22 protein-coding genes and 1 tRNA gene are annotated in these 25,403 nt (G+C 65.3%); 7 read left to right on the plus strand and 16 right to left on the minus strand.

The genetic code is table 11. The features are described from left to right. Nucleotides 1-30 precede the first annotated feature (30 nt). From addB to trxA, 3 genes are all read left to right on the plus strand, one after another. On the plus strand, nt 31-3,177 hold the full coding sequence (gene addB, locus UP10_RS05310) for a double-strand break repair protein AddB (protein WP_044586321.1): 3,147 nt from the start codon (nt 31-33) through the stop codon (nt 3,175-3,177). After that, nucleotides 3,171-6,650, plus strand: a complete 3,480-nt coding sequence (addA, locus tag UP10_RS05315; RefSeq protein ID WP_044586322.1) for a double-strand break repair helicase AddA — start codon at nt 3,171-3,173, stop codon at nt 6,648-6,650. Before addB ends, addA begins: the two co-directional genes overlap by 7 nt. Before the next feature lie 116 nt (nt 6,651-6,766). Further along, a complete protein-coding gene (gene trxA, locus UP10_RS05320) occupies nt 6,767-7,087 on the plus strand; it encodes a thioredoxin (protein ID WP_044586323.1) in 321 nt (106 codons plus the stop codon). Nucleotides 7,088-7,169: 82 nt separating this feature from the next. On the opposite strand, the gene UP10_RS05325 is transcribed toward trxA, so the two are convergent. From UP10_RS05325 to UP10_RS05335, 3 genes are all read right to left on the minus strand, one after another. After that, complete coding sequence (locus UP10_RS05325) at nt 7,170-8,753, minus strand: solute symporter family protein (RefSeq protein WP_044586324.1); 1,584 nt, start codon at nt 8,751-8,753, stop codon at nt 7,170-7,172. 12 nt (nt 8,754-8,765) lie between these two features. Then, a complete protein-coding gene (locus UP10_RS05330; protein WP_044586325.1) occupies nt 8,766-9,056 on the minus strand; it encodes a DUF485 domain-containing protein in 291 nt (96 codons plus the stop codon). An 80-nt stretch (nt 9,057-9,136) separates the two neighbouring features. Beyond that, nucleotides 9,137-10,087: a LysR family transcriptional regulator gene (locus tag UP10_RS05335; protein ID WP_044586326.1), complete on the minus strand. Its 951-nt coding sequence runs from the start codon at nt 10,085-10,087 to the stop codon at nt 9,137-9,139. 164 nt (nt 10,088-10,251) lie between these two features. Here UP10_RS05335 and UP10_RS05340 point away from each other — a divergent pair, with 164 nt between their 5' ends. Beyond that, nucleotides 10,252-11,319: a carbon-nitrogen hydrolase family protein gene (locus UP10_RS05340; protein ID WP_044586327.1), complete on the plus strand. Its 1,068-nt coding sequence runs from the start codon at nt 10,252-10,254 to the stop codon at nt 11,317-11,319. Here the strand turns inward: UP10_RS05340 and UP10_RS05345 are convergent. From UP10_RS05345 to rpsA, 10 genes are all read right to left on the minus strand, one after another. Further along, nucleotides 11,312-12,052 (minus strand): metallophosphoesterase family protein, encoded by a 741-nt coding sequence (locus UP10_RS05345; protein WP_044586328.1) that lies wholly within the window; start codon nt 12,050-12,052, stop codon nt 11,312-11,314. The two genes, UP10_RS05340 and UP10_RS05345, sit on opposite strands and share 8 nt — an antisense overlap. Before the next feature lie 144 nt (nt 12,053-12,196). Next, nucleotides 12,197-13,540, minus strand: coding sequence for a bifunctional folylpolyglutamate synthase/dihydrofolate synthase (locus UP10_RS05350; protein WP_044586329.1), 1,344 nt, complete (start codon nt 13,538-13,540; stop codon nt 12,197-12,199). After that, nucleotides 13,537-14,478, minus strand: coding sequence for an acetyl-CoA carboxylase, carboxyltransferase subunit beta (gene accD, locus UP10_RS05355; protein WP_044586330.1), 942 nt, complete (start codon nt 14,476-14,478; stop codon nt 13,537-13,539). The genes UP10_RS05350 and accD overlap by 4 nt, the downstream gene beginning before the upstream one ends. 105 nt (nt 14,479-14,583) lie before the next feature. Next, nucleotides 14,584-15,420, minus strand: a complete 837-nt coding sequence (gene trpA / locus UP10_RS05360; RefSeq protein ID WP_044586331.1) for a tryptophan synthase subunit alpha — start codon at nt 15,418-15,420, stop codon at nt 14,584-14,586. Beyond that, nucleotides 15,417-16,634 carry a tryptophan synthase subunit beta gene (trpB, locus tag UP10_RS05365; RefSeq protein WP_044586332.1) on the minus strand — a complete coding sequence of 406 codons (1,218 nt, stop codon included), beginning with the start codon at nt 16,632-16,634 and terminating at the stop codon, nt 15,417-15,419. The genes trpA and trpB overlap by 4 nt, the downstream gene beginning before the upstream one ends. 120 nt (nt 16,635-16,754) lie before the next feature. After that, nucleotides 16,755-17,456 (minus strand): phosphoribosylanthranilate isomerase, encoded by a 702-nt coding sequence (locus UP10_RS05370; protein WP_044586333.1) that lies wholly within the window; start codon nt 17,454-17,456, stop codon nt 16,755-16,757. 76 nt (nt 17,457-17,532) lie between these two features. Further along, a complete protein-coding gene (locus tag UP10_RS05375) occupies nt 17,533-17,925 on the minus strand; it encodes a LapA family protein (protein WP_044586505.1) in 393 nt (130 codons plus the stop codon). Between the two features lie 69 nt (nt 17,926-17,994). Further along, a complete protein-coding gene (locus UP10_RS05380; protein ID WP_044586334.1) occupies nt 17,995-18,318 on the minus strand; it encodes an integration host factor subunit beta in 324 nt (107 codons plus the stop codon). A 172-nt stretch (nt 18,319-18,490) separates the two neighbouring features. Further along, a complete protein-coding gene (gene sppA, locus UP10_RS05385) occupies nt 18,491-19,468 on the minus strand; it encodes a signal peptide peptidase SppA (RefSeq protein WP_044586335.1) in 978 nt (325 codons plus the stop codon). A 198-nt stretch (nt 19,469-19,666) separates the two neighbouring features. Next, the gene (gene rpsA / locus UP10_RS05390) at nt 19,667-21,376 is read right to left on the minus strand and encodes a 30S ribosomal protein S1 (protein WP_044537906.1); all 1,710 of its coding nucleotides are present in this window, start codon (nt 21,374-21,376) and stop codon (nt 19,667-19,669) included. A gap of 499 nt (nt 21,377-21,875) precedes the next feature. On the opposite strand from rpsA, the gene UP10_RS43980 reads away from it, so the two are divergent. Then, nucleotides 21,876-22,049 (plus strand): hypothetical protein, encoded by a 174-nt coding sequence (locus tag UP10_RS43980; RefSeq protein ID WP_156179674.1) that lies wholly within the window; start codon nt 21,876-21,878, stop codon nt 22,047-22,049. A 90-nt stretch (nt 22,050-22,139) separates the two neighbouring features. Here the strand turns inward: UP10_RS43980 and cmk are convergent, their stop codons facing one another. Then, nucleotides 22,140-22,769: a (d)CMP kinase gene (cmk, locus tag UP10_RS05395; protein WP_044586336.1), complete on the minus strand. Its 630-nt coding sequence runs from the start codon at nt 22,767-22,769 to the stop codon at nt 22,140-22,142. Next, nucleotides 22,766-24,103 (minus strand): 3-phosphoshikimate 1-carboxyvinyltransferase, encoded by a 1,338-nt coding sequence (gene aroA / locus UP10_RS05400; RefSeq protein WP_044586337.1) that lies wholly within the window; start codon nt 24,101-24,103, stop codon nt 22,766-22,768. The genes cmk and aroA overlap by 4 nt, the downstream gene beginning before the upstream one ends. A gap of 146 nt (nt 24,104-24,249) precedes the next feature. Between aroA and UP10_RS05405 the strand changes: the two genes are divergently transcribed. Together UP10_RS05405 and UP10_RS05410 are read left to right on the plus strand one after the other, a co-directional pair. Next, nucleotides 24,250-24,660: a TIGR02300 family protein gene (locus UP10_RS05405; RefSeq protein WP_044586338.1), complete on the plus strand. Its 411-nt coding sequence runs from the start codon at nt 24,250-24,252 to the stop codon at nt 24,658-24,660. 93 nt (nt 24,661-24,753) lie between these two features. Continuing rightward, nucleotides 24,754-24,829, plus strand: a tRNA-Ala gene (locus UP10_RS05410). A 96-nt stretch (nt 24,830-24,925) separates the two neighbouring features. Here UP10_RS05410 and UP10_RS05415 read toward each other — a convergent pair. Next, a complete protein-coding gene (locus UP10_RS05415) occupies nt 24,926-25,387 on the minus strand; it encodes a MarR family winged helix-turn-helix transcriptional regulator (protein WP_044586339.1) in 462 nt (153 codons plus the stop codon). Between the last annotated feature and the right edge of the window lie 16 nt (nt 25,388-25,403).

Below are 25,403 nucleotides of genomic sequence, written 5' to 3' on the forward strand. Positions count from 1 at the left end.
TATTGGCGCCTGTTCCGAATCAGGCAGCCCATGCGCGTTTTCAGCGTTCCCGTCTCCGCGCCGTTCCTGCGCACCGTTGTCTCGGCCCTGGTCGATGGCCGGCTGGTCGCGGGATTCGAGGCGCGCAACGACGCCGCGAAACTCGCCAATGCCACGCTCTATCTGCCAACCCGGCGCGCCGGCCGGCTGGCGCGCGAGATTTTCCTCGACGTGCTCGATTCGGACGCCGCGGTGCTGCCACGCATCGTCGCGCTCGGCGACATCGATGAAGACGAACTCGCCTTCGCCGACCCGTCCGAGGAGGTTGGCGGCACCGCGCCGCTCGACATTCCACCAAAACTCGGCGAACTTGAGCGCCGGCTGACGCTGGCGCATCTGGTCGCGGCCTGGGCCAAGACCCCGGTGTCGTCGCCGCTGGTGGTCGGCGGCCCGGCCTCGACGCTGCAGCTCGCCGGCGATCTCGCGCGTCTCATGGATGACATGGTGACGCGTGGCGTCGACTGGCGCGCGCTCGACAGACTGGTACCGGATCACCTCGATAAATATTGGCAGCATTCGCTCGAATTCCTGCGCATCGCGCGCGACGCGTGGCCGAACTATCTGAAAGAGATAGGCAGGATCGAGCCGGCCGCACGGCGCGATCTCCTGATCGAGGCGGAGGCGGCGCGGCTCACCGCACATCACGCCGGCCCGGTGATCGCGGCCGGTTCGACCGGTTCGATGCCGGCGACCGCAAAATTCCTCCATGCGGTGGCGAAGCTTTCGAACGGCGCGGTGGTGCTGCCGGGGCTCGACACCGATCTCGACGAAGAGTCCTGGCAAACGATCGGCGGCGAGCGCAATGCGGATGGCCGGTTCTCTACGCCGCCGTCGTCGAACCATCCGCAATTTGCGATGCATGCGTTGCTCGACCGCTTCGGCATCAAACGACGCGATGTCGAGAGTCTCGCGGCGTCAGCGCCGCTCGGCCGCGACGTGCTGGTGTCGGAAACGATGCGGCCGTCGACCGCCACCGCACAATGGCACGACCGGCTGGAACGGCCGGAGATCGCCGAACGCATCTCCGCCGGGATGACCAACCTTGCCGTGGTCGAGGCGCCCAATCCGGAGATGGAGGCGCTGGCGATCGCGGTGGCGATGCGCGAGGCACGGCATCTCGGCAAATCGGCCGCGCTGGTCACGCCGGATCGCGCACTGGCGCGTCGGGTGATGGCCTCGCTGACGCGCTGGAATCTGGAATTCGACGATTCCGGCGGTGACGCGCTGATGGAGAGCTCGCCCGGCGTGTTCGCCCGCCTCACCGCGGAGGCCGCGGCCAGAGGACTGGAGCCGCCGACATTGCTCGCGCTGCTCAAGCATCCGCTGTTTCGGCTCGGCGGCGCACATGGCGCGTTGAAAGGCGCGATCGAAGTTCTGGAGCTGGCACTGTTGCGCGGCACAAGGCCACAGGCCGGCAGCGCCGGCCTCGCGCGCGATTTCGCGCGCTTCCGTGCCGAGCTCGTCAAACTTAACAGCGGCGAGACGTCCTCGCTGCATCGGCAGGAACAGCGTGCGCGCTTGCGAGACGGCGATCTCGATCAGGCACAGGCCCTTATCGCAAAACTGCAAGCGGCGCTGGCGCCGCTCGAGGGCATGGCGTCGTCAAAACCTTACGACTTCGCCGAGTTGGCATCGCGCCATCGCGAGGCGTTGCTGGCGTTGTCCTCTGACCAGCACGGCGTCGCCAGCGTGTTCGAAGAGCGTGCCGGCGCGGCCTTGGCCGCGTCGTTCGACGATCTGCTTGCAAAACAACAGCCGAACGGGCTGGCGACGCCGCTTGCCGACTATCCCGAAGTGTTTCAGACGGCATTTGCGGACCGCATGGTGCGGCGGCCGGAGTCCGCTCGCGCGCAGCTCAACATCTTCGGCCAGCTCGAGGCGCGTCTCACCGAATCCGACCGCGTCATTCTCGGCGGACTGGTCGAGGGCGTCTGGCCGCCGGCGCCGCGGATCGATCCCTGGCTGAGCCGGCCGATGCGGCACGAACTCGGGCTCGACCTGCCGGAGCGGCGCATCGGCCTCTCCGCGCATGACTTCGCGCAACTGCTCGGCCATGACGAGGTGATCCTCACCCACGCCGCCAAGGTCGGCGGCGCGCCGGCGGTCGCCTCGCGCTTCCTGCATCGGCTGGAAGCGGTCGCGGGCGAAGAGCGGTGGAAAGCGGCGACAACGGCCGGCGAGGTCTATGTGCAATATGCCGCCGAGCTCGATCGTCCCGACGAGGTCGAGCCGGTTCCGCAGCCGGAGCCCCGGCCGCCGCGCGAGACCCGGCCGTTGAAAATGTCGGTCACCGCCATCGAAGACTGGCTGCGCGACCCCTACACGATCTACGCACGCTTCATCCTGAAGCTCGACCCGCTCGATCCCGTCGACATGCCGCTGTCGGCAGCCGACCGCGGCTCTGCGATCCATGAAGCGCTCGGCGAATTCACGCAATCCTATGCCGACGCGCTGCCCGCCGACACCATGCGCACGCTGCGCGAAATCGGCGGCAAGCACTTCGCGCCGCTGATGGAGCGCCCCGAGGCGCGCGCGTTGTGGTGGCCGCGCTTCCAGCGCATCGCCGCATGGTTTGCCGAATGGGAGACCGCACGGCGCGGTCAGATCGCTGCAATCAAGGCCGAGACCCGGGGCGAGATCGGAATCCCGCTCGACGATATCAGGACCTTCGTGCTCTCGGCGCGCGCCGACCGCATCGAGCGGCGTGACGACGGCAGCTTTGCGATCCTCGATTACAAGACCGGCCAGCCGCCCACGGGAAAACAGGTGCGCATGGGCCTGTCGCCGCAGCTCACGCTGGAAGCAGCGATCCTGCGCGAGGGCGGCTTTGCCGATATTCCCGCCGCCTCCTCGGTCGGCGAACTCGTCTATGTCAGGCTGAGCGGCAACAATCCGCCGGGCGAACAGCGGTCCCTGGAACTGAAGATCCGCCCCAACGACACACCGCAGCCGCCCGATGAGGCCGCCGACAGCGCGCGTCACAAGCTGGAGGCGCTGATTCGTGCTTTCGACGACGAGCAACAGGCCTACACCTCGCTGAACCTCTCGATGTGGGCGAACCGCTACGGCGCCTATGACGATCTCGCCCGCATCAAGGAATGGTCCGCCGCCGGCGGCCTGGGGATCGAGGAATGGTGAAGGCACCTCGCCCGATTCCGCCCGCAGTGCGCGACGCGCAGGCCCGCGCGTCCGATCCGAAAGCGTCCACCTTCGTGTCGGCCAATGCCGGCTCGGGCAAGACGCATGTGCTGGTGCAGCGGGTGATCCGCCTGTTGCTCAACGGCGTGCCGCCGGAAAAAATCCTCTGCATCACCTTCACCAAGGCCGCCGCCGCCAACATGGCAGAACGCGTGTTCACGACGCTCGGCCACTGGGTGACGCTGGATGACGCCGCGCTCGATGACGCGATCCGCGATGCCGGCATCGCCCACCCGAATCCAAAGCTCCGGCGCGACGCGCGAAAACTGTTCGCCTGCGCGCTGGAAACGCCGGGCGGCCTGAAAGTGCAGACCATCCACGCGCTGTGCACCCGGCTGCTGCAGCAGTTTCCGTTCGAGGCCAACGTGCCGGCGCGCTTTGCCGTGCTCGACGACCGCGACCAGAACGAGATGATGGAGCGTGCCAACCTGGCCGTTTTTCTCGACGCCGCGCGCAATCCCGACAGTCCGATCGGCCGCGCGCTGATGACCGCGATGGCGAACGCCGCCGACGTTACCTTCAAGGACGTGGTCCGCGAGGCCTGTCTCAGTCGCGACCATTTTATGGCCTGGACCGATGCCGCCGGCAGCGCGGCCGCGGCCGCCGCGCAGATGTCGGCCGCGCTCGGCGTCGCTCCCGACGATCGCATCGAGGACGTCGAGCGTGAGATCATCGACGGTCCCTATCTCGCGCGTTCGGGATGGGAAGGAATCGCAGCCGTTCTCGACACCGGCAGCAAGTCCGATCAGGACCAGGCGGCGCGGCTCCGCGCCGCGCTGGTGTTCACCGACGCCGCGCGGGTCGATGCCTATCTCGCCGTGTTCCTGACCGAGGCCGATCGCGCGCCCCGCAAGTCGGTGGTGACGAAGAAGTTCTCCGACAACAACCCCGCGATCGGCCGCCTGTTCGAGGCCGAAATCCGCCGTATCCTGCCGCTCATCGAGCGTCGCCGCGCCGTGGTCGCCCGCGACCGCACCGAGGCGCTGATCCATATCGCCACCGCGGCAGCCGCGAACTACCGCCGTGAGAAGCTGGAACGCGGCCTGCTCGACTATGACGATTTGATCGACAAGACGCTCGACATGCTCGACCGCGTCTCCTCGGGCTGGGTGCATTACAAGCTCGATCGCGGCGTCGATCACGTGCTGATCGACGAGGCGCAGGATACCAGCCCCCGGCAGTGGGACATCGTTGCGCATATCATCTCGGAATTCACTTCGGGTGCCGGCGCGCGCGACGGCCTGATGCGCACCGTGTTTGCGGTGGGTGACGAGAAGCAGTCGATCTTCTCGTTCCAGGGCGCCGCACCGCGCGAATTCGACTTGCGCCGCCGCGAGCTGCAAAGGCGGTTCGAGGATGCCGGGCTGAAATTCGATCCGGTCTCCTTCACCTATTCGTTCCGCTCGGGGCCGACGATCCTGCATTCGGTCGACCATGTATTTCGCGAGCAGGAGATCTTTCGCAGCATCCACGCGGTCGAGAACGGCTATCCGATCCACAACGCGATGGCCGACGCCGGCCCGAGCCTGATCGAGCTCTGGGATCTCGCAGTGGCCGACGACCGCCAGGACATCGAAGGCTGGCGCGCGCCGTTCGACGGCGTCGCGATAACGAGCCCCGAGGTGAAGCTGGCAAAGCGGATCCAGGCCGAGATCAAGCGCCTGGTCGAGAGCGGCACCATGACCGGCAGCGAAGGCGCGCGCCGCCCCTTGCGTTATGGCGACATGCTGATCCTGGTGCGGCGGCGAGGTAATGCCTTCGATGCGGTGATCCAGGCGCTGAAGCACGCCGGCGTCCCGGTCGCGGGCGCTGACCGGCTGAAGCTGACCGAGCACATCGCGATCATCGATCTGATGAACCTCGCCGATGCATTGCTGCTGCCGCAGGACGATCTCGCGCTCGCGGTGGCGCTGAAGAGCCCGCTGTTCGGCCTTACCGACGACGATCTGTTCAAGCTGGCCTGGCAACGCTGCGGCTCGCTGCGCGACGCGCTCGCCAAGCACGCGCCGACCGATGATCGGTTCTCGGCCGCGCTTCGACGTCTCGAACAATGCGAGCGCCGCTTTGCCGACGAGACGCCGTTCGCCTTCTACGCCCGGCTGCTCGGCGGCGATGGCGGTCGCGCGCGCATCCTGCGGCGGCTCGGGCATGAGGCCAACGACGCGCTCGACGAATTTCTGGAGCTCGCGCTGGGCTATGAGCGCAAGGCGCCGGCCTCGCTGCAAGGCTTCGTCGCCTGGCTGCGCGCGGCCGACACCGAGGTGAAGCGCGACATGGAGATTTCGCGCGACGAGGTCCGTGTCATGACCGTGCACGGCGCCAAGGGCCTCGAATCCGCGGTGGTGTTCCTCGTCGACACCACGACCTCGCCGTCGGATACGCAGCGGCTGCGGCTGATCCATCTGCCGCAGGGCAACGCCGCGCCGCATGCACCCGGCGTCGTGGTGTGGGCGGGCAAGAAGGCAGAGGACCCGCCCGGCGTCGCGGACGCGCGCAAGGCGATGCTCGGCGACACCGAGGATGAGTACCGCCGCCTGCTCTATGTCGCGATGACGCGCGCCGCCGACCGGCTGGTGGTCGGTGGCTGCATGCCCGGTAACATGAACAGTGTTCGGAAATTCTCCTGGTACGATTTGATCACCAAGGGTCTCGCCAGTTCCGGGCTCAAGCTCGAGGAGCTGGAGACGCCGGCCGGCAAGGTGATGCGCTATTCTCGACCGGAGGACGTCGCCGATGCCACCGGCGCGGCGGCGGCAGCGGCAGCGGTGCCACTGGCGCTGCCGCCATGGCTGCGCGCCCCGGCCGCGCCCGAAGCCTCCACGCCAAGTCTGTTGCGCCCCTCCGATCCCGCTGACCATGACGGCCAGCAGGTGCGGACCGGCGAATCCGTCCTGCTGCGCGCCCGCGCCCTGCAGCGCGGCACGCTGGTGCATCGGCTGCTGCAGTCGCTGCCCGATGTCGCCGCCGAGCGGCGCCACGACGCCGCGCTGGCCTATCTCGCGCGCAATGCCGATGGTTGGAGCGACGACGAGCGCGCGGCGCTCGCAGCCCAGGTGCTTGGCCTGATCGCGGATCCGCGCTTTGCCCCGGTGTTCGCGGCCGGAAGCCGCCCCGAGGTCTCGATCGTCGGCCGGCTGGAGCTGTCAGGCCAGCCAAAGGCGCTGGTCTCCGGCCAGATCGACCGGCTGGTGGTGACGCCCCAGGAGGTTCTGATCGTGGATTTCAAGACCAACCACGCCCCGCCGAAAACCGCCGCCGAGGCCCCGAGGGGCTATGTCAGGCAGCTCGCGCTGTACCGCGCGGTGCTGTCGAAGCTTTATCCCCAGCTAGCCGTCCGCGCCGCGCTTTTGTGGACCGAAACACCTGAAATGATGGAGATTTCCGCCCCCGCGCTGGACGCCGGGCTGGCATAAGATCAGGACAGCGTGACCGAGCTTGACCCGGCAAGGGGGCGTTCATACGTTTGCCGCATGCTTTCCGGGCCGATTCTCCGTCGCGCCCTTATGTTTCAACCGAACGAGGTACTCCCATGGCCGTTGGCAAGGTTTCTGACGCCGATTTCGAAGCCGAAGTGCTCAAGGCGACCGGGCCGGTGGTCGTCGACTTCTGGGCCGAATGGTGCGGACCGTGCCGCATGATCGCGCCCGCCCTTGACGAGATTTCCGGCGCGATGGGCGACAAGATCAAGATCGTGAAGCTCAACGTCGACGAGAGCCCGAAGACCGCGTCGAAGTATGGCGTGATGTCGATCCCGACCCTGATGATCTTCAAGGGCGGCGAGATGGCCTCGCGTCAGGTCGGCGCCGCGCCGAAGGCGAAGCTGCAGCAGTGGATCACCGCTGCGGTCTGATCCGTTTCGAATTTGCTGATTGTGAAACGGCCGGCATATCGCCGGCCGTTTTGTTTTTGTGATCGGCTTCCGCGATCCGAATTCAGGCCGCGCTCATCGTCTGGCCCTCTCCGTTGGCGTGCGGCTGGAGCGGTCCGAGCAATATGCGCCGTTGCATCTCATCGAAGGTGGAATCCGCGTTCTTCTCCCGTGTCACCAGCGAGAGGAGGATCGCCACGGCGAAGGAAAGCGGCATGCTGATGATAGCTGGATTGCGCAGCGATACGAACCACCATTGATGCTCGATCTGGGCGATCGGCTTACCGATGAGATCAACCTGGATGGTCGGCGAGAGATAGATCAGGACCAGCGAGCTCAGCGTGCCCACGAGAATGCTGGCGACCGCTGCCGGCGTCGTGAAGCGCCGCCACGTGATGGCGAGAACGAGCGAAGGGAAATTGGCCGCGCAGGCGATCGAGAAGGCGAGCCCAGCCATGAAGGCGACATTTTGACCTTCGAAGGCGACGCCTAGAATGATCGCAAGGATGGAAATGCCGACGGCCGCCACGCGCGCCACCTTGAGCTGCTCGGACTGGGAAGCCTCGCCGTTCCTGACCACGTTGGTCCAGACGTCGTGGCAGATCGTGGCGACGCCCGACAGCGTCAGGCCGGCGACCACCGCGAGCATCGTCGCGAAGGCAACCGCGCAGATGAAACCGAAAAAGGCGTTGCCGCCGACGGCGAGCGCCAGCAGGGGCGCTGCCATGTTGCCACCGCCTCCGGCCTTCGCCACAACGTCGGGCCCGATCAGGACCATCGCGCCAAAGCCGATGATGAACACCATCAGGTGAAAGACGCCGATGATCCCCGTCGCATAGAGGATCGACAGCCGCGCCGCCTTGGAATCCTTCACCGTATAGGCCCGCATCAGCACATGCGGCATCGCCGCGGTCCCGAACATCAGGCCGAGCCCGAGCGAGATGGCATCCCATTGGCCCGAGACCACCTTCGATCCCGGCTGCAGCACCTGGGGACCGTATTTCTCGGATGCTGCAGCGAACAGTTTCAGCGGGTTCATGTCGAAATGGGTCAAGACGAGAAATGCGAGCACCATGCCGCCGCCCATCAAGAGCACAGCCTTGACGACTTGCACCCATGTCGTCGCCAGCATGCCGCCGAACAGGACATAGATCAGCATGACGCTCCCGACCACGACCACGGACCAAGTGTAAGGCAGGCCGAACAGCAGTTTGATGAGCGACCCCGTCGCGACCATCTGGGCGATCAGATAGAACAGGATCACGGCGAGCGTGCCGACAGCGCCGGCCAGGCGCACCGGCCGCTGCGACAAGCGATAGGCCACGACGTCCGCAAAGGTGAAACGGCCGACATTGCGCAAGGGCTCCACGATCAGGAACAGGATGATCGGCCATCCGACCAGCCATCCGATGGAATAGATCATGCCATCGAACCCGTTCGATGTGACGATGCCGGCAATGCCGAGCAGGGCACCTGCGCTCAGGAAATCGCCCGCCAGCGCCCAGCCATTCTGCCACGGTGTGATCTGGCCGCCGGCGGCAAAGAAATGCTCGGTGGTGCGCGTGCGCCGGGCGGCCCAATAAGTGATCGCCAAGGTTAGTGCCATGAAAGCGAAGAAGAACCCGATCGAAAGCGTGCTGCTGCCCATTGTCGCTTCCCCTTAGCGAAGATTCTGGATGCCGGGGTCGAACACGTGGTTCGCCCACAGCACGTAGATCAGGCAGAGCAGGAATGAGGAGATGATGACCAGCGGGCCGAGTACGATGCAAAGCGACAAGCCCGGGGTCAGGATGGTGCCGAGCAGCGGCTTGTCGAACGCAAACAGCCCCATGAAACCGAAATAGATCACGATCATCGCGGCGCTGAGCACCAGCGCGACCGACAGCCGCTTCCTGGCCAAAGCGACGCCGCTCGGCATCGGATCGGCTTTCCCGGGAATAACCGCGTTCATATTGCTTCCTCAAAACTTGCGAAATGCGCGTTGCCCTGCGCTCATCCGTCAAGCTTCAGCCGCGCCCTCCGGGAAGGGAACTACGGATTTTTGCAATCTTCCGTGCGCGGCTGCGGCACGGCGTCCGCAAGCGTCACCTGCATATCCGGATCCCGCTTCAGGGTGTTCTTGAGAAAGGCGCGGACGGCGCGGATGCGCGGGGCGAATTGCAGGTCGCCGTGAACGTTCAGCCAGACTTCGCGCGCGGTCGTGGCAATGCCGGGGAGCACGGGAATGAGGTCCGGCCGGTTGTTCGTGGCGAAGCTCGGCAGCATGACAATGCCGAGACCACCCGCCGCTGCGTTCATCTGCGCGATCATGCTGTTGGAATGGAACGCGACTTTCGGCTCCTCGATGACGTCGGCGAGCCAGCGCACCGATTCGACCTGGATCAGGTCTCCGACATAGGACACGAACCAATGGTCCTGCAGGTCGCGCAGGCTTGCGGGCATGCCGTGGCTGTCGAGATAGGCCTGGCTTGCAAACAGGCCGAGCCGGAATTTGCCGATCCGCTCCGAGATCAGGCCCGGTCCGGGAGGCTGGAAGAATGAAACGAAAAGGTCAGCCTCGCGCTTGTGGACATAGACCGTCTGCGCCGAGGTGATGAGCTCCACGGTCAGTTGCGGCGCGGTGCGGCGCAGATTGGCGAAGCGCTCGGCCAGATAGAGCGAGGCGATTCCCTCCATGGTGGCGAGGCGCACCGTCCCGACCAGGGCCTCGGTGTCGCCGGCGCTGGCTTCCTCGCGAATGGCGATCACCGCGCTCTCGACCCGCTCGGCATGGCGCAGCAGCCGCTCGCCGATCTCATTCAGCTTGAGACCCGTGCGGTGGCGCTCGAACACCGCAACCCCGAGCGACGCCTCCATCTGGGCGATCCGCCGGCTGACAGTGGAGTGGTCAAGCCGCAGCCGCTTGGCCGTCTGGCTGAGATTTCCGGCGCGGGCAGCATGGAGAAATACCCGCAAATCGTCCCAGTTCAGGGTATCGAACATTCTGGTCTCCGGTTTCGGCGTCCTCTTCTGCCCTCGGCAACGCAATTCCCGTTCCAAGGCGAGGCTTCCGATCCTCCGCAACGAGCCTTGCGACAATTCCGATGCGCTTGACGAGGGCCGCAATGATACCGCTTCGGTCCCTTTTGGTGCCGGATTTTTCAGCCATGCTTCCTCGCTTCAAGGCGGCCGCCGTCCACGCCGCACCTGTCTTTCTCGATCGCCGGGCTACAACCGAAAAGGCGGTTGCAATCATCCGCGAGGCCGCCAGGGCCGGCGCCGAGCTGATCGCCTTCCCCGAAACCTATATTCCGGCCTTTCCGGTCTGGGCCGCGCTGTGGCCGCCGATCGACAATCACGATCTGTTCGTTCGCATGGCGGAGCAGTCCGTGCTGGTGGACGGCCCCGAAGTCGCGCAGCTCTGCGCTGAGGCCCGCGCGCTCGGCGTCACCGTCTCGATCGGGATCAGCGAACGTTCTGCCGTCAGCGCCGGCGGCTTGTGGAATTCCAACCTGTTAATCGGCGAGACCGGCGATATCCTGGTGCACCATCGCAAGCTGGTGCCGACATTCTATGAAAAGTTGGTGTGGTCATCTGGCGATGGCGCGGGGCTCAAGGTCGCGGAGACGCGCCTCGGCCGGATCGGCGGGCTGATCTGCGGCGAAAACACCAACCCGCTGGCACGCTTTGCGCTGATGGCGCAGGGCGAGCAGGTGCACGTCTCGAGCTGGCCGCCGATGTGGCCAACACGACGTCCGCAAGGCGGCGGCAATTTCAACAATGTCGCCGCCAACCGCATCCGTGCCAGCGCCCATTGTTTCGAAGCCAAGGCGTTTGGCATCGTGACCGCCGGCTACATGGACGCAGTCATGCGCGCCTTCTTGATCGAACGCGATCCCACAATCGCAGAGGTGATCGACCATACGCCGCGCGCGTCGAGCTTTTTCGTCGATCCGACCGGCGAAGTGTTTGGCGACGTGCTGCAGGATGAGGAGGGCATCGCGTATGCGCAGCTCGACCTCAATCGCTGCATCGAGCCGAAGCAGTTTCACGATGTCGTCGGCTACTACAACCGCTTCGACATCTTCGATTTGACGGTCGACCGCACGCGGCTGGTCCCCGCGCGATTCCGCGACGAAGAGCCGCCGGTAGCGGAACAGCCGGCGCGAAACGAAGCGCGTCACGGCGGCGGTGCCCTATCGTCATCATTCAGCGACTCGACGAAAGCTACCTGATCCATCCCGTCGCCAGCGCCGACGCCATCTCGGCCTTGCCGTGCTGCCGCGCCAGCGCCGCCATCGCCTCGTGGTCGTATGGGATATGGCGGAAGGTCACCTGCCAGTCGCCATCGACCTGTTCGAGGATCGCATAGCGCGCGTCGGGCGAGCCGGCCTCGACGACATGCGGGTGTGGATGGGTGTCGCGATAGCCGGGCGAGCCGACGCTGCCGGGATTGACGATCAGCCGGCCGTCGCGAAGCCGGACCGCACTGGCGATGTGGGTATGGGCGCAGAGGATCAGCTTCTGCGCCACGCCAACGGCCCTCGCCTCGATCGATTCCAACGACGACATGCAGACCTCGCCGTTCGGCAGCACCGTCTCTAGCCAATAGGTTTCGTCATCCGCGGGCGTTGCGTGGCACAGAAAGACCTGGTCGCGATAGACTGAATTCGTCGGCAGCGTGCGCAGCCAGTCGAGATGCCGCGGCTCGAGTTGGGTATGGACCAACCGTTCCCATGAGCCCATCTTCTCATGTGGGCGGTCGATCAGATAGCGGTCGTGATTGCCGAGCAAATGGACCGCGCCGAGCTCCATCAGGATATCCACCGTCGGCCGTGCATCGAGCGGTCCGCTCAGCATGTCGCCGAGATCGACGATGTCGGAAATCCCCTGCGAGCGAATGTCCGATAGCACGGCTTGAAGCGCGAGGTGATTGCCGTGGATGTCGGCGATGGCCGCAAAACGCATGATCTCAATCGTCCCCCTTGCGTGCCCCGGACGCAGCGCAGCACGCAGTGGCGCGCTGCTGAGCCGGGGCCCATTGCGTCGAGATGGGTCCCGGCTCTGCGGAGCATCGCTACGCGCTGCACCGCGTCCGGGACACGAGATGGATCATGCAGGAGGCGTGCCGTTGGCGGCAAGCACCGGACCGGCGAGATAGAGCGAGCCGGTGATCAGGATCCGCGGCGGCACCTCGTAGGCCAGCGCGGCGAGCCGCTGCAGCGCGACGTCGACCCCGGTTGCATTCTCGACGCGCATGCCGAGCGCGCGGGCGGCATCGGCGAGCCGATCCGGCGGCATGCCGTTGTCACGTCCAGGCACCGGGACTGCGATGATATGGCGCGTCAGCCCGGCGAAGTTGGCGAGGAAGGCACCCGCGTCCTTGTTGCCCATCATGCCGGCAATGACGACCAGCGGCCGCGACACGCGCTCCTCGAGATCGCCGAGAGCTGCCGCGGCGACCCGGCCACCTTCGGCATTGTGCCCGCCGTCGAGCCAGATCTCGCAGCCTCGCGGCCCCTGGCTGACGAGCGTTCCGGAGACCAGCCGCTGCATCCGCGCCGGCCATTCGGCAGTGACGATGCCGGTCTCGTAGGCCGCGATGTTGAGCTTGAACGCGTCGATTGCACGCAACGTCGCGATCGCCAGTCCCGCATTGTCGAACTGGTGACGGCCGAACAGTTTTGGCGCCGCGAGATCCATCAAGCCGCGCTCGTCCTGATAGACCAGCCGGCCGCGCTCGACGCTGACATGCCATTGCTGCCCAGCCGCGTGCAGCGGCGCGCGCATGCGATTGGCCTGCGCCTCGACCACCGTCATCGCTTCCGGCGCCTGCTCTGCAGAAATCACCGGCACCTTGTGCTTGATGATCGCGGCCTTCTCGCCGGCGATCAATGGCAACGTGTCGCCGAGGAACTCCATGTGGTCCATGCTGACGGGCGCGATCACGCAAGCCAGCGGCGTCTCGACCACATTGGTGGAATCCAGCCGGCCACCGAGGCCGACCTCGAGCAGCGCGACGTCAGCCGGGTGCTTCGCGAACAGGCTGAAGGCAACAGCCGTTTCCATCTCGAAGATGGTGACGGGGTTGCCGGCGTTGAGGCGCTCGCAATGTTCGAAGGTCGCGCGCAGCTCGTCGTCGCCGACGAGCTTACCGCCACCCACTGCGCCCAGCCGGTAGCATTCGTTGATCCGCACCAGATAGGGCGAGGTGAAGACGTGGACGCGCAGGCCGGCGGCCTCCAGGATCGCGCGCAAATAGGCGATCGTTGAACCCTTGCCGTTGGTGCCGGCGACATGGATGACCGGCGGCAGCTTGCGCTCGGGATGGTCGAGCCGCTCCATCAGCGCGAGCATGCGATCGAGGCTGAGATCGATGCGCTTGGGATGCAGCGCCGACACCCGCGCGATCAGCGCCTCGAACGAGGGCTGCGATGAGGCGGCGCTCGCGGTCACGCGTGGGGCGCAGCCGGCACCGTCTCCGGCGCCGTGACGATCTGGGCCGGCTCGGTGACGACGACCGCAGGCTTCGACGGGGTGTCGAGCGCCGGCGATTTCGTGAACAGGCGGCACAGCCGCGCCAGCGTGGCCCGCATCTCGTGGCGGTGCACGACCATGTCGACCATGCCGTGCTCGCGCAGATATTCGGCGCGCTGAAATCCCTCGGGAAGCTTTTCGCGGATGGTCTGCTCGATCACGCGCGCGCCGGCAAAGCCGATCAACGCGCCGGGTTCGGCGATCTGAACGTCGCCGAGCATCGCATAGGACGCGGTGACGCCGCCGGTGGTTGGATTGGTCAACACGACGATGTAGGGCTGCTTGGCCTCGCGCAGCATCTGCACGCCGACCGTGGTGCGGGGCATCTGCATCAGCGACAAAATGCCTTCCTGCATCCGCGCGCCGCCAGAGGCCGCGAACACGACGAAGGGCGACTTCTTCTCGACCGCGAGCTCGAGCCCGCGCACCATGGCCTCACCGGCGGCCATGCCGAGCGAGCCGCCCATGAAATCGAAATCCTGCACCGCGATCACGACGCCGGCGCCCTCGAGCTTGCCGTAACCGACCTTGATCGCGTCATGCAGCCCGGTCTTGGTGCGGGCGTCCTTGATGCGGTCGACGTATTTGCGTTCGTCGCGGAATTTCAGCGGGTCGGCCGTGACCTCAGGCAGCGCGACGTCAAACCAGGTCTCGTTGTCGAAGGTCGACTTCAGCCGCGCCACCGCGCCCATGCGCATGTGGTAATTCGAACCGGGAATCACGAACTGGTTGGCCTCGACGTCCTTGTAGAACACCAGCTGCCCGGAATCCGGACATTTGATCCAGAGATTCTCCGGCGTCTCGCGGCGCAGGATGTTGCGGATCTTCGGCCGGACAACGTTGGTGAGCCAATTCATGGTTCGCTCCGACATGCGGGTCGGTCCCGCATCATATGGATATATGGCGGGCCGGCCGAAACCCGGCAAGCTGCCATCAGCGGCGTTGTTGCCGCAAATTGTGGCTTATTCTGCGGCCTGTTTGGCGCCCCGGACCCCCTGGGCCAGCGACGACACGAGATCCGCCACCGCCGTCACAGTCCTGGACGTCGCGCGGCCCTCGGCATCCAGACTGTCCTTGATGGCATCGACCAGGGCGGTGCCGACCACCGCGCCGTTGGCGTTTTCGGCAATCGCGCGCGCCGCCTCGGGCGTACGTATGCCGAAGCCGACACAGACCGGCAGCTTGGTATGCCGCTTGATGCGGGCGACAGCTTCCCCAACCGCATTCGTGTCGGCCGATGCGCTACCGGTGATGCCGGTGATCGAGACGTAATAGACGAAGCCCGAGGTGTTCGCGAGCACCGCCGGCAGGCGCTTGTCGTCGGTGGTCGGCGTCGCCAGCCGGATGAAGTTCAGCCCCGCCTTCATCGCGGGGATGCAGAGCTCTGTGTCTTCTTCCGGCGGCAGGTCGACGATGATCAGGCCGTCGACGCCGGCAGCCTTCGCGTCCACCAAAAATGTGTCGACGCCGTAGATGTAGATCGGATTGTAATAGCCCATCAGCACGATCGGCGTAGCATCGTCGTCCTTGCGGAAGCCGCGGACCATCTCCAGCGTCTTCCTGAGCGTCATGCCGGCTTTCAGCGCGCGCAGGCCCGCGGCCTGGATCGACGGGCCGTCGGCCATCGGATCGGTGAAAGGCATGCCGATCTCGATGATGTCCGCGCCGGCCTTCGGCAGCGCCTTGATGACGTCGAGCGCAGTCTTGGGGTCGGGATCGCCGGCCATCACGAAGGTGACGAAGGCGGAGCGGCCCTGCTTCTTGAGCTCGGCGAAGGTAGCGTCGATACGGGTGGTCACGTCTTCCTGCCCTTCAAGATGTCGCCGACCTGCGGCACGTCCTTGTCGCCGCGGCCAGAGAGATTAACCACCATCAGATGATCCTTCGGCCGCCGTGGCGCGAGCTCCGGCAATTTCGCGATGGCGTGCGCCGATTCCAGCGCGGGGATGATGCCCTCCAGCCGCGACAGCAGCTGGAAGGCAGCCAAGGCCTCCTCGTCGGTCGCCGAGAGATATGTCACGCGGCCGGTCTCATGCAGCCAGGAATGCTCGGGGCCGATGCCGGGATAATCGAGCCCGGCCGAGATCGAATGCGCTTCCTCGATCTGGCCGTCGCCGTCCATCAGCAGATAGGTGCGGTTGCCGTGCAGCACGCCCGGGCGGCCGCCGGCGATCGATGCCGCATGCAGCTGCGTCAGCCCATGGCCGGCCGCCTCGACGCCAAAAATCTCGACCGAGGGATCGTCGAGGAACGGGTGGAACAGGCCCATCGCATTCGAGCCGCCGCCGATACAGGCGATCAGCGAGTCCGGCAGCCGGCCCTCGGCCTCTTGCATCTGCGTGCGGGTCTCATGGCCGATGATCGACTGGAAATCGCGCACCATCATCGGATAGGGGTGGGGACCAGCGACCGTGCCGATGCAGTAGAACGTATTGTGCACGTTGGTGACCCAGTCGCGCAGCGCGTCGTTCATCGCATCCTTCAGCGTGCGCGCGCCCGACTGCACCGGGATCACCGTGGCGCCCAGCATCTCCATGCGGATCACATTGGGCTGCTGCCGCGCGACGTCGACCGCGCCCATATAGACAACACATTCGAGCCCAAAGCGGGCGCACAGCGTCGCGGTCGCAACCCCATGCTGGCCGGCGCCGGTCTCGGCGATGATGCGTTTCTTGCCCATCCGGCGCGCGACCATGATCTGGCCGAGCACGTTGTTGACCTTGTGCGAGCCGGTGTGGTTGAGCTCCTCGCGCTTCAGATAGATCTTGGCGCCGCCGAGATGCTCGGTGAGCCGTTCGGCGAAATAGAGCGGCGAGGGCCGGCCGACATAGTCCTTCAGATAGCCGTTCATCTCGGCCTGGAACGCCGGATCGGCCTTGGCTTCGGCATAGGCCTTTTCCAGCTCGAGGATCAGCGGCATCAGCGTTTCCGCGACGAAGCGTCCGCCGAAAATGCCGAAATGCCCGCGCTCGTCGGGCCCGCTGCGGAAGGAATTGGGCAGGTTTGGATTCATCGAACCATCAGTTCTTCTTGCCGCGTCGCGGCGCTGTTTCCACTCCCTCGCCCCGCTCTTGCGGGGAGAGGGTTGGGGTGAGGGGTCTCTCCACTTGCTCGATCATCGTGGCAATGCCCCTCACCCGCCCGCGCGTTGCGCGGTCGACCTCTCCCCGTAAACGGGGAGAGGTGAAGAAGGGTCGGTTGCGCGCGCGGCGCGGATGAAGGCGCGGATCAGTTCGGGATCCTTGATGCCGGGCGAACGCTCGACGCCCGACGACACATCGACGCCGCCGGCACGGGTGACCCTGACAGCCTCGGCGACGTTGTCGGCGGAGAGCCCGCCCGAGACCATATACGGCAAAGCGAGATCGAGATTTTCCAGCACGTGCCAGTCGAAGGTAGCGCCGAGCCCGCCGGGCCGCGTGGCCTCCTTCGGCGCGCGGGCATCGAACAGGATGCGGTCGGCGACACTGGCATAGCCTGGCAGCGGGGCGAGGTCGGCCACAGTCTCGACCGGCAGCGCCTTCATCACGGGCAGCCCGAATTTCTGCTTGATGTCGCGCAGCCGCGCGACGGTTTCCTTGCCGTGCAATTGCAGGATATCCGGCCGCAGCGTCTCGATGATGTTTTCGAGCGTGGCGTCGTCGGCATCGACTGTGAGCGCGACCTTCACCGCGCGGCCCTTGGCGCGGCTGCCGAGATCGCGCGCGACCTCGAGGCTGATGTGGCGGGGCGACGGGGAGAAGAACACGAACCCGACCATATCGGCACCGGCCGAAAGCGCGACGTCGAGCGTCTCGCGCGTGGACAGGCCGCAGATTTTGACGAGCAGGGACATAGTCTTGGAACGGGTCTCACAAACGGGCTTTCGGGCAGCCGGAACCGGGGCGCGCCCCGGTCCGACGGGGCGGGTTCTACAACGTCGCGCCCTGCTTGTCTCGCCCGGCGGACCCGTAAAAGCCGATCTGGGCCGGGCCTGGAAGCCGCTGCGCGTCGCCCCGGGAGGCGACCGCCGCGGCCCTGAGATCGGCCACCTCGGCGCGGGCCTGACGGGCATCAGCCTCGTGCTGCCGGGCCGCGCGGCGCCAGCGCCCTTGCCGGAACCAGGTGGCCATGCCGCCAGCGATCACGCCCAGGATCGCGGAGACGATGATGACGACAAACAGCGGCAGCGTGACTGCAATCGCCGGCGAGGTGGAATTGAAGGGATCAAACGACACCGTCACCCAATGATGGTTGGCGACCGCGAAGATGATGGCGATCAGTCCGAGCGGGATGACGACCAGTGCCGTGAAGAACTTTCGCATGACCATCTCTCGGTGCGATGGAGAACGCACGGGCGCACAGCCCGCAGCACGGCAGCGCCTGATGTCGCGCTACGCGTCGGCCTTCGGCGCGTCGACCTCGGACGCATCCGCTTCGTCGCGATTGAGACGCTCGCGCATCTCCTTGCCGGTTTTGAAGAAAGGCACGCTCTTCTGATCGACCGGCACATGCTCGCCGGTCCGCGGATTGCGGCCTGCCCGCGCCGGGCGGTGCTTGACCGAAAACGCGCCAAAACCGCGCAGCTCGACGCGGTCGCCACGTGCCAGCGCAGCGACGATCTCATCGAGAATCGCGTTCACGATGTTCTCGACATCCCGCTGATAGAGGTGCGGGTTGTGCTCGGCGATACGCTGAACAAGTTCGGATTTGATCATTGACAGTGGGATCCGGGATATCGCGGAAGTCCATTTCCGTGAAAATGCCTTGCACTGTCAAGACGCTAAATCAATTTTGGGTGCTGTGAAATCGCGTGACAAATAGCCCAAACAGGGCATGTGGCAATTCCCGCAGAGCGGGAAGCGCCTAAAAGGCACGCCTCCGTGCAGATCAGTTGGTTCCGGCCGGGCTCCACAGGGCCAGCATGCCGTCGAGCCCAAACCGGTCGACCGCCTGCACCATCCCGCCCTGCTCGATCCGCCGCGCTATGGCGCCGAGACCGAGCGCATCTGCTGTCACGGACGCCGCGGTGCGCAGGAATGTCAGGTCGCCGAAGCGCGGATTGAGCTTGTAGTCGCGCACCGGCAGGTCGCTCTTGACCTTCTTCTCGGCGACAAGCCAGGCGATCGCGGTGTTCTCGTCGCCAAGCTGGTCGATCAGCTTGAGATCGACCGCCTGCCGGCCGGTGAAGACGCGTCCGTCCGCGACCTTTTGCAGCAGCGCGTCATCCATGCCGCGCCGCTCCTTCACCAATCCACGGAACCATGCATAAGAGTCCTTCACCAGCGCGTCGATCGCGTCATGCGCTTCCGGGCTGGTCGGCTCAAAGCCGTTCGGCGCCGCCTTCAGCGGCGAAGATTTGATTTCTTCCATCTTCACGCCGACGGTCTTCAGCAGTTCGGACACGTTAGGGAACTGGAACAGCACGCCGATCGAACCGACCAGCGAGGTCTGCTGCGCGACGATGTGGTCGGCCGCGATCGCGGTGATGTAGCCGCCCGACGCGGCCAGCCCCTCGACGACGACAACGAGCGGCTTCTTGGCCTTCAGCTGCACCAGCGAGTCGTAGAGCTGCTCGGAGCCCGCGGTGGTGCCGCCGGGCGAGTTGACGTGCACGATGACCGCCGCGTATTGCGACGTCTCGAGCCGCTTCAGCGCCTCGACGCGCTCCTGGTCGCTGCGGATCAGCCCCTCGATGGTGACGCGCGCGATCGCACCTGGTGCTGCGAACATGCCGCGCCCGCCACTGGCGATCACAGCCACACCGACAATGGCCGCAATCGCAACGAGAGCGGCGGTGACGCGCCAGAACGTCAGCTTGCGCCTGATACGGCGGCGATCGACGATCACGTCTGAATCCAGCGACATCGAATCTCTCCAAATACGTCCCGCGCGTTTTGCAGTCGCAGCGTCACTATAGCCCTAATCAAATACATCAATTGCGGTGCAATATGAAGAAAACAAGGCTCGCAGAACCGTAGCCGGGACGGGAGCCAACGGGACCCGCAAAACAAAAGGCCCCGGCGTGCGCCGGGGCCTCGTTGATCACTCGGATTGAGCGAACGCTTACTTGTCGCCGCCGCGATTCTTCAGCGCGGTGCCGAGGATGTCGCCAAGCGTGGCTCCCGAATCGGAGGAGCCGTACTGCGCGATGGCTTCCTTCTCTTCGGCGACTTCCAGCGCCTTGATCGAGACCTGCACCTTGCGGGCCTTCTTGTCGAACTGGATGACGCGGGCATCGACCTTCTCACCGACGGCGAAGCGTTCGGCGCGTTGGTCGTTGCGGTCGCGGGCCAGCTCGGACCGCTTGATGAAGGTGGTGAACTCGGTGCCCGAGATCCGGACCTCGATGCCGCTTTCCTTGACCTCAAGGATTTCGCAGGTCACGACAGCGCCCTTCTTGACGTCGCCCGGCTCCGCGAAGGGGTCGCCTTCGAGTTGCTTGACGCCGAGGGAAATGCGCTCCTTTTCGACATCGACATCGAGCACCACGGCCTTGACCATGTCGCCCTTCTTGAAGTTGTCGATGACCTGCTCGCCCGGAAGCTTCCAGTCGAGGTCGGACAGATGCACCATGCCGTCCACGTCGCCGTCGAGGCCCAAGAAAAGTCCGAACTCGGTCTTGTTCTTGACTTCGCCTTCGACCGTGGAGCCGACCGGGAATTTCTCGACGAACACTTCCCAGGGGTTGCGCATGGTCTGCTTGAGGCCGAGCGAGATGCGGCGCTTGACCGAATCGACTTCGAGAACCTGCACTTCGACTTCCTGCGAGGTCGAAACGATCTTACCGGGGTGCATGTTCTTCTTGGTCCACGACATCTCCGAGACGTGGATCAGGCCTTCGATGCCCGGCTCCAGCTCGACGAACGCGCCGTAGTCGGTGATGTTGGTGACGCGGCCGGTGAATCGGGCGCCGAGCGGATACTTCGCCTCGATGCCCTGCCACGGATCGTCCAGCAGCTGCTTCATGCCGAGCGAGATGCGGTGGGTCTCGTGGTTGATCTTGATGATCTTGACCTTCACGGTCTGGCCGATCGTCAGCACCTCGGTCGGGTGGTTGACGCGCCGCCAGGCGATGTCGGTGACGTGCAGCAGGCCGTCGATGCCGCCGAGATCAACGAACGCACCGTAATCGGTGATGTTCTTGACCACGCCGTCGATCACCTGGCCCTCTTCGAGGTTCTGCACCAGTTCCTGGCGCTGCTCGGCGCGGGTCTCTTCGAGAACCGTGCGGCGCGACACCACGATGTTGCCGCGGCGGCGGTCCATCTTGAGGATCTGGAACGGCTGCGAGTTGTTCATCAGCGGCGCAACGTCGCGGATCGGACGGATGTCGACCTGCGAGCGCGGCAGGAAGGCGACCGCGCCGTCGAGGTCGACGGTGAAGCCGCCCTTGACCTGGTTGAAGATGACGCCGTTGACCTTTTCGTTGTTCTGGAAGGCCTTCTCGAGCTTGCCCCAGCTCTCTTCGCGGCGCGCCTTGTCGCGCGACAGCACGGCTTCGCCGAGCGCATTCTCGATCCGGTCGAGGAACACCTCGACGGTGTCGCCGACCTTCAGATCGCTTTCACGGCCGGGGCCGGCGAATTCGCGCAGCGCGACGCGGCCTTCGGTCTTCAGGCCGACGTCGATGACGGCCATGTCTTTCTCAATTGCAACCACCGTGCCCTTGATGACGGAGCTTTCCTGCAAATTGCCGCCGGCAAAGGACTCATCGAGCATCGCGGCGAAATCGTCGCGGGTCGGACTATAGGAAGCAGCAGAATTCGAAGCCATTTGTTCTCCAGATGCGGAATCTCGCCGGCTGTTAGGGTTGTTGGGCGCACCGCGCGTGAAGTGTCAGGGTTCCGCAAACCCTGACGACCGCTCGTTGCGGGAGGCGCAACAGCGGGCCGGCAGTAAAACTGCACGTTCGGTACGTTTGATTGATCCGGGACCTGAAACGAGAATTATCGACTTCAAGACCGGGAGCGGGCGTTCCTCCTGATGCGGCTGGGGCTAAAACCCGTCACCGGCCCGCTCGGACACAGCCTCGACATGGTCGATGGTGGCCCGGACGGCGCTGATATAGCCCCGAGGCCGCTTTTGGGCAAGCTGGAAATGCCCAATTTACGAGGCTTTAAGCCTGATAGCGCCCTCAAATCCTGCATTTCAACGCGTTGTTGACCGCGCCAAGTGAAATGACCGGCGTCGGACTTCGGTGAGGCTTGGGCCGGAACCCACCCTTAAGCAGGCCCCCACAGGATGACACCGTTCAAAACAGGGGGGTTACCCAATGAAAAGCTTTGTGGTGCTGGCGGCGATTGCCGTCCTGACTCTGGGAAATGCCGTCGCCGCGATGCCTGGCGCCGTTTCGACCGAGCATGCTGCTTCGATCCAGGTCGATCAGCCGCTTCTGACGATGGCCGATCAGGAGCTACCGTTCGACCGCTACTGGTCAAAGAACTGATCCATCGGGACGTTATGTAGCCAGGACGTTATGTAGCAAAGAGCGCGATGACCCTGTCATCGCGCTCTTTGGCGTGAAGCACTGGCTGAATCAGCGCTTGGCGCGAACCGCCTCGACGATGGCGATGGCGGCGCGGACGCCGGCCTCGATGTCGAGATAGGAATTGTCCAGCGTGTGGGCGTCCGGCGCCGCACGCAACGGCGCAGTCGATCGGTTCTGGTCGCGCTCGTCGCGCTTGAGGATATCGGCCAGCACGGCGTCCTCGTCGGCGTCCTCGCCGCGCGAGCGGGCCTCCAGCGTCCGTCGTTGGGCGCGCACCCGCGGGTCGGCGATCACGAAAATCTTCACGTCGGCATCCGGGCAGATCACCGTGCCGATGTCGCGGCCATCGAGCACCGCGCCGGGCGGATCGGCGGCGAACTGACGCTGGAAGCTGACCAGCGCCTCGCGCACCCGGGGAAACGCCGAGACCACAGATGCGGCATCGCCGACCTTCTGCGTCTTCAGCACCGGATTGCCGAATCTCTCGGGATCGAGCTCGAGCGCCGCGGCTACCGCCAGCGCCTCATCGTTGAGGTCGGCGCCCGCCTCCATCAGCGTATGGGCGACGGCGCGATAGATCACGCCGGTGTCGAGATGGCGATAGCCGTAATGATGGGCGAGCCGCTTGCCGAGTGTGCCCTTGCCCGAGGCGGCGGGACCGTCGATGGCGATGATCATGAGAAATCCGCTCCGAGCGAACGCATCATCGGGATGAAATCCGGAAAGCTGGTGGCGATGAAGGCGGTGTCGTCGACTTTGACCGGCTTGTCGGAGGCGAGGCCCATCACCAGCGCCGACATCGCGATGCGATGATCCATGTGGGTCGCGACCAGGCCGCCGCCCTCGACATGGCCGCGGCCTTCGACGATCAGATCGTCGCCGGAGACTTCGACCTTGACGCCGTTGACCCGCAGCATGTCCGCGGTGGCCTCGAGCCGGTCGGATTCCTTGACACGCAATTCCTGCAAGCCGCGCATGATCGTGGTGCCCTCGGCGAAGCTCGCTGCAACCGCCAGCACCAGATATTCGTCGATCATCGAGGGCGCGCGCTCCGGCGGTACCTCGACGCCGCGCAGCTTCGAGGCCCGCACGCGCAACTGCGCCATCGGCTCGCCGGCGTCGCCGCGCACCTCGCTCTCCTCGATCGACGCACCCATCTCGCGCAGCGTTGTGAACAGGCCGGTGCGCAGCGGATTGGTCATGACGTCGGAGAATACGACGTCGGAGCCGTCGACGATCAGCGCCGCCACGATCGGGAATGCCGCCGAGGACGGATCGGCCGGCACCACGACGTCTGCGCCGTGCAGCTCGGGCTCGCCTGACAGCGTGATCCTGCGGCCATGACTGCCTTCCTTCTCCGACGATATCTCGGCGCCGAAATGCTTGAGCATCAGCTCGGTATGGTCGCGGCTGGCTTCCTGCTCGATCACGGTCGTCATGCCGGGTGCAGATAGCCCCGCCAGCAGCACCGCGGACTTGATCTGGGCCGAGGCGACTGGCGTCTTGTAGACGATCGGCACCGGATAGCGCGCGCCGCTCAGCGTCAGCGGCAACCGGCCGCCTTCCCTTATATCGCTGGTCCTGGCGCCCATCAGTTCCAGCGGGTCGAGGATCCGGCGCATCGGGCGGGTGCGCAGCGAGGCGTCGCCGTCGAACACTGCCGTGATCGGGCATCCGGCGACCGCCCCCATCACCAGCCGGCAGCCGGTGCCGGAATTGCCAAAATCGAGCGCGGTGGCCGGCTGCGCGAAGCCACCGACGCCGACGCCCGAGACCGTCCAGGCGAACGGGCCGGTTCGCTCGACCCTGGCGCCCAGCGCCTGCATGGATTTGGCCGTATTGAGCACGTCCTCGCCTTCCAGAAGGCCGGAAATGCGGGTTTGGCCAACCGAAAGCGCTCCGAGGATCAGGGCGCGGTGGGAAATCGATTTGTCCCCAGGAACGCGGACCTTGCCGGCCAAGGGGCCGCTCGCGCGGGATTCCAGCGGGGTCGGGGTGTCAGAATGAGCCAATATTGTGTCCTCTCGCGCCGCGGCAGGTATCACATAGGCAACACCGCGTCACGCGCCCGTCGAATGCGCGCAAAGCGCTATTGACAGCAGCGCCTCAACTAGCCAAGTGAAGCACCGTTTTTCAGCAAAATTCCCAGGATCACCACGTGGCCAAGTCCGATCTCGGAACCAAACGCATTTGCCCGACGACGGGCAAGAAGTTCTACGACCTGAACAAGAGTCCGGTGATCTCGCCCTACACCGGCGAAGTCGTGCCGATCGCGCCAGTTGCCCCGCCGCGAGGCCGTGCCGCTGCCGCCGCGGCGGCGCCGACAGCCGCAGCCGACACGCCGGAGCCGGCGGAAGCCGAGGAATTGGTCTCGCTCGAGGAAGCCGATGCCGAGGAGAACTCCGGCAAGGTCAAGGCCGTGGTTCCCGAATCCGAGGACGACATCGAGGCCGATGAGACCATCGACGACGATGATGACGATGATTCGACCTTCATCGCCGACGAGGAAGAGGGCGATGAGGACGTGACCGACATCATTGGTGACGTCGGAGGCGACGAAGAGACTTGAGATCGACCCAGAACTGTGTTCTGGGTCTCCCCCGCGAGTCGCCCAAGACCCGCGGGAGCACGGTCCGAGAGACCATGCCGCTAGTACTGTGACGGGGCCATAGCTCAGCTGGGAGAGCGCTTGCATGGCATGCAAGAGGTCGGCGGTTCGATCCCGCCTGGCTCCACCAGCCTTCGCTGGCTTCGCCAGCTTCGGCGCGGCAAGCCCTCTCGTAGCGAAGGCTGCCGCGGCGTAGCCCGAAGGGCGAAGCCGGGCTCTCGCCCCCTTACTCCTTCAGCACCGCATTCAGCCGGTCGCGCAGCGCGACGATCTCGTCCTTCATCGCCAGCAATTCGCCGACCGAGCAGGCTGACGCCGCCAGGATCGACTGCGGCACGGCCTTGGCCCTGTCGCGCAGCGCGTGGCCCTGCGGCGTCAGCGCGATCAGCACCTGGCGTTCGTCCACAGTGCTGCGGGTTCGCTTGATCAAATCCGCCGCCTCGAGCCGCTTCAGGAGCGGCGTCAGGGTGCCGGAGTCCAGAAACAGCCGTTCGCCGATGTCCTTGAGCGGAACGCCGTCGCGCTCCCACAGCGTCAGCATCACCAGATATTGCGGATAAGTCAGGCCGAGCCGGTCGAGCAGCGGCTTGTAGACGCGGTTGAACGCATGCGCGGTCGAATAGACCGCGAAGCAGATCTGGTTGTCGAGCCGCAGCGCCTGGTCCGCCGCGGTTTGTTTCCTGACCATGGGAGATCCCGTCAAA

The organism is Bradyrhizobium sp. LTSPM299 (genome assembly GCF_000938235.1).
GTDB lineage: Bacteria > Pseudomonadota > Alphaproteobacteria > Rhizobiales > Xanthobacteraceae > Bradyrhizobium.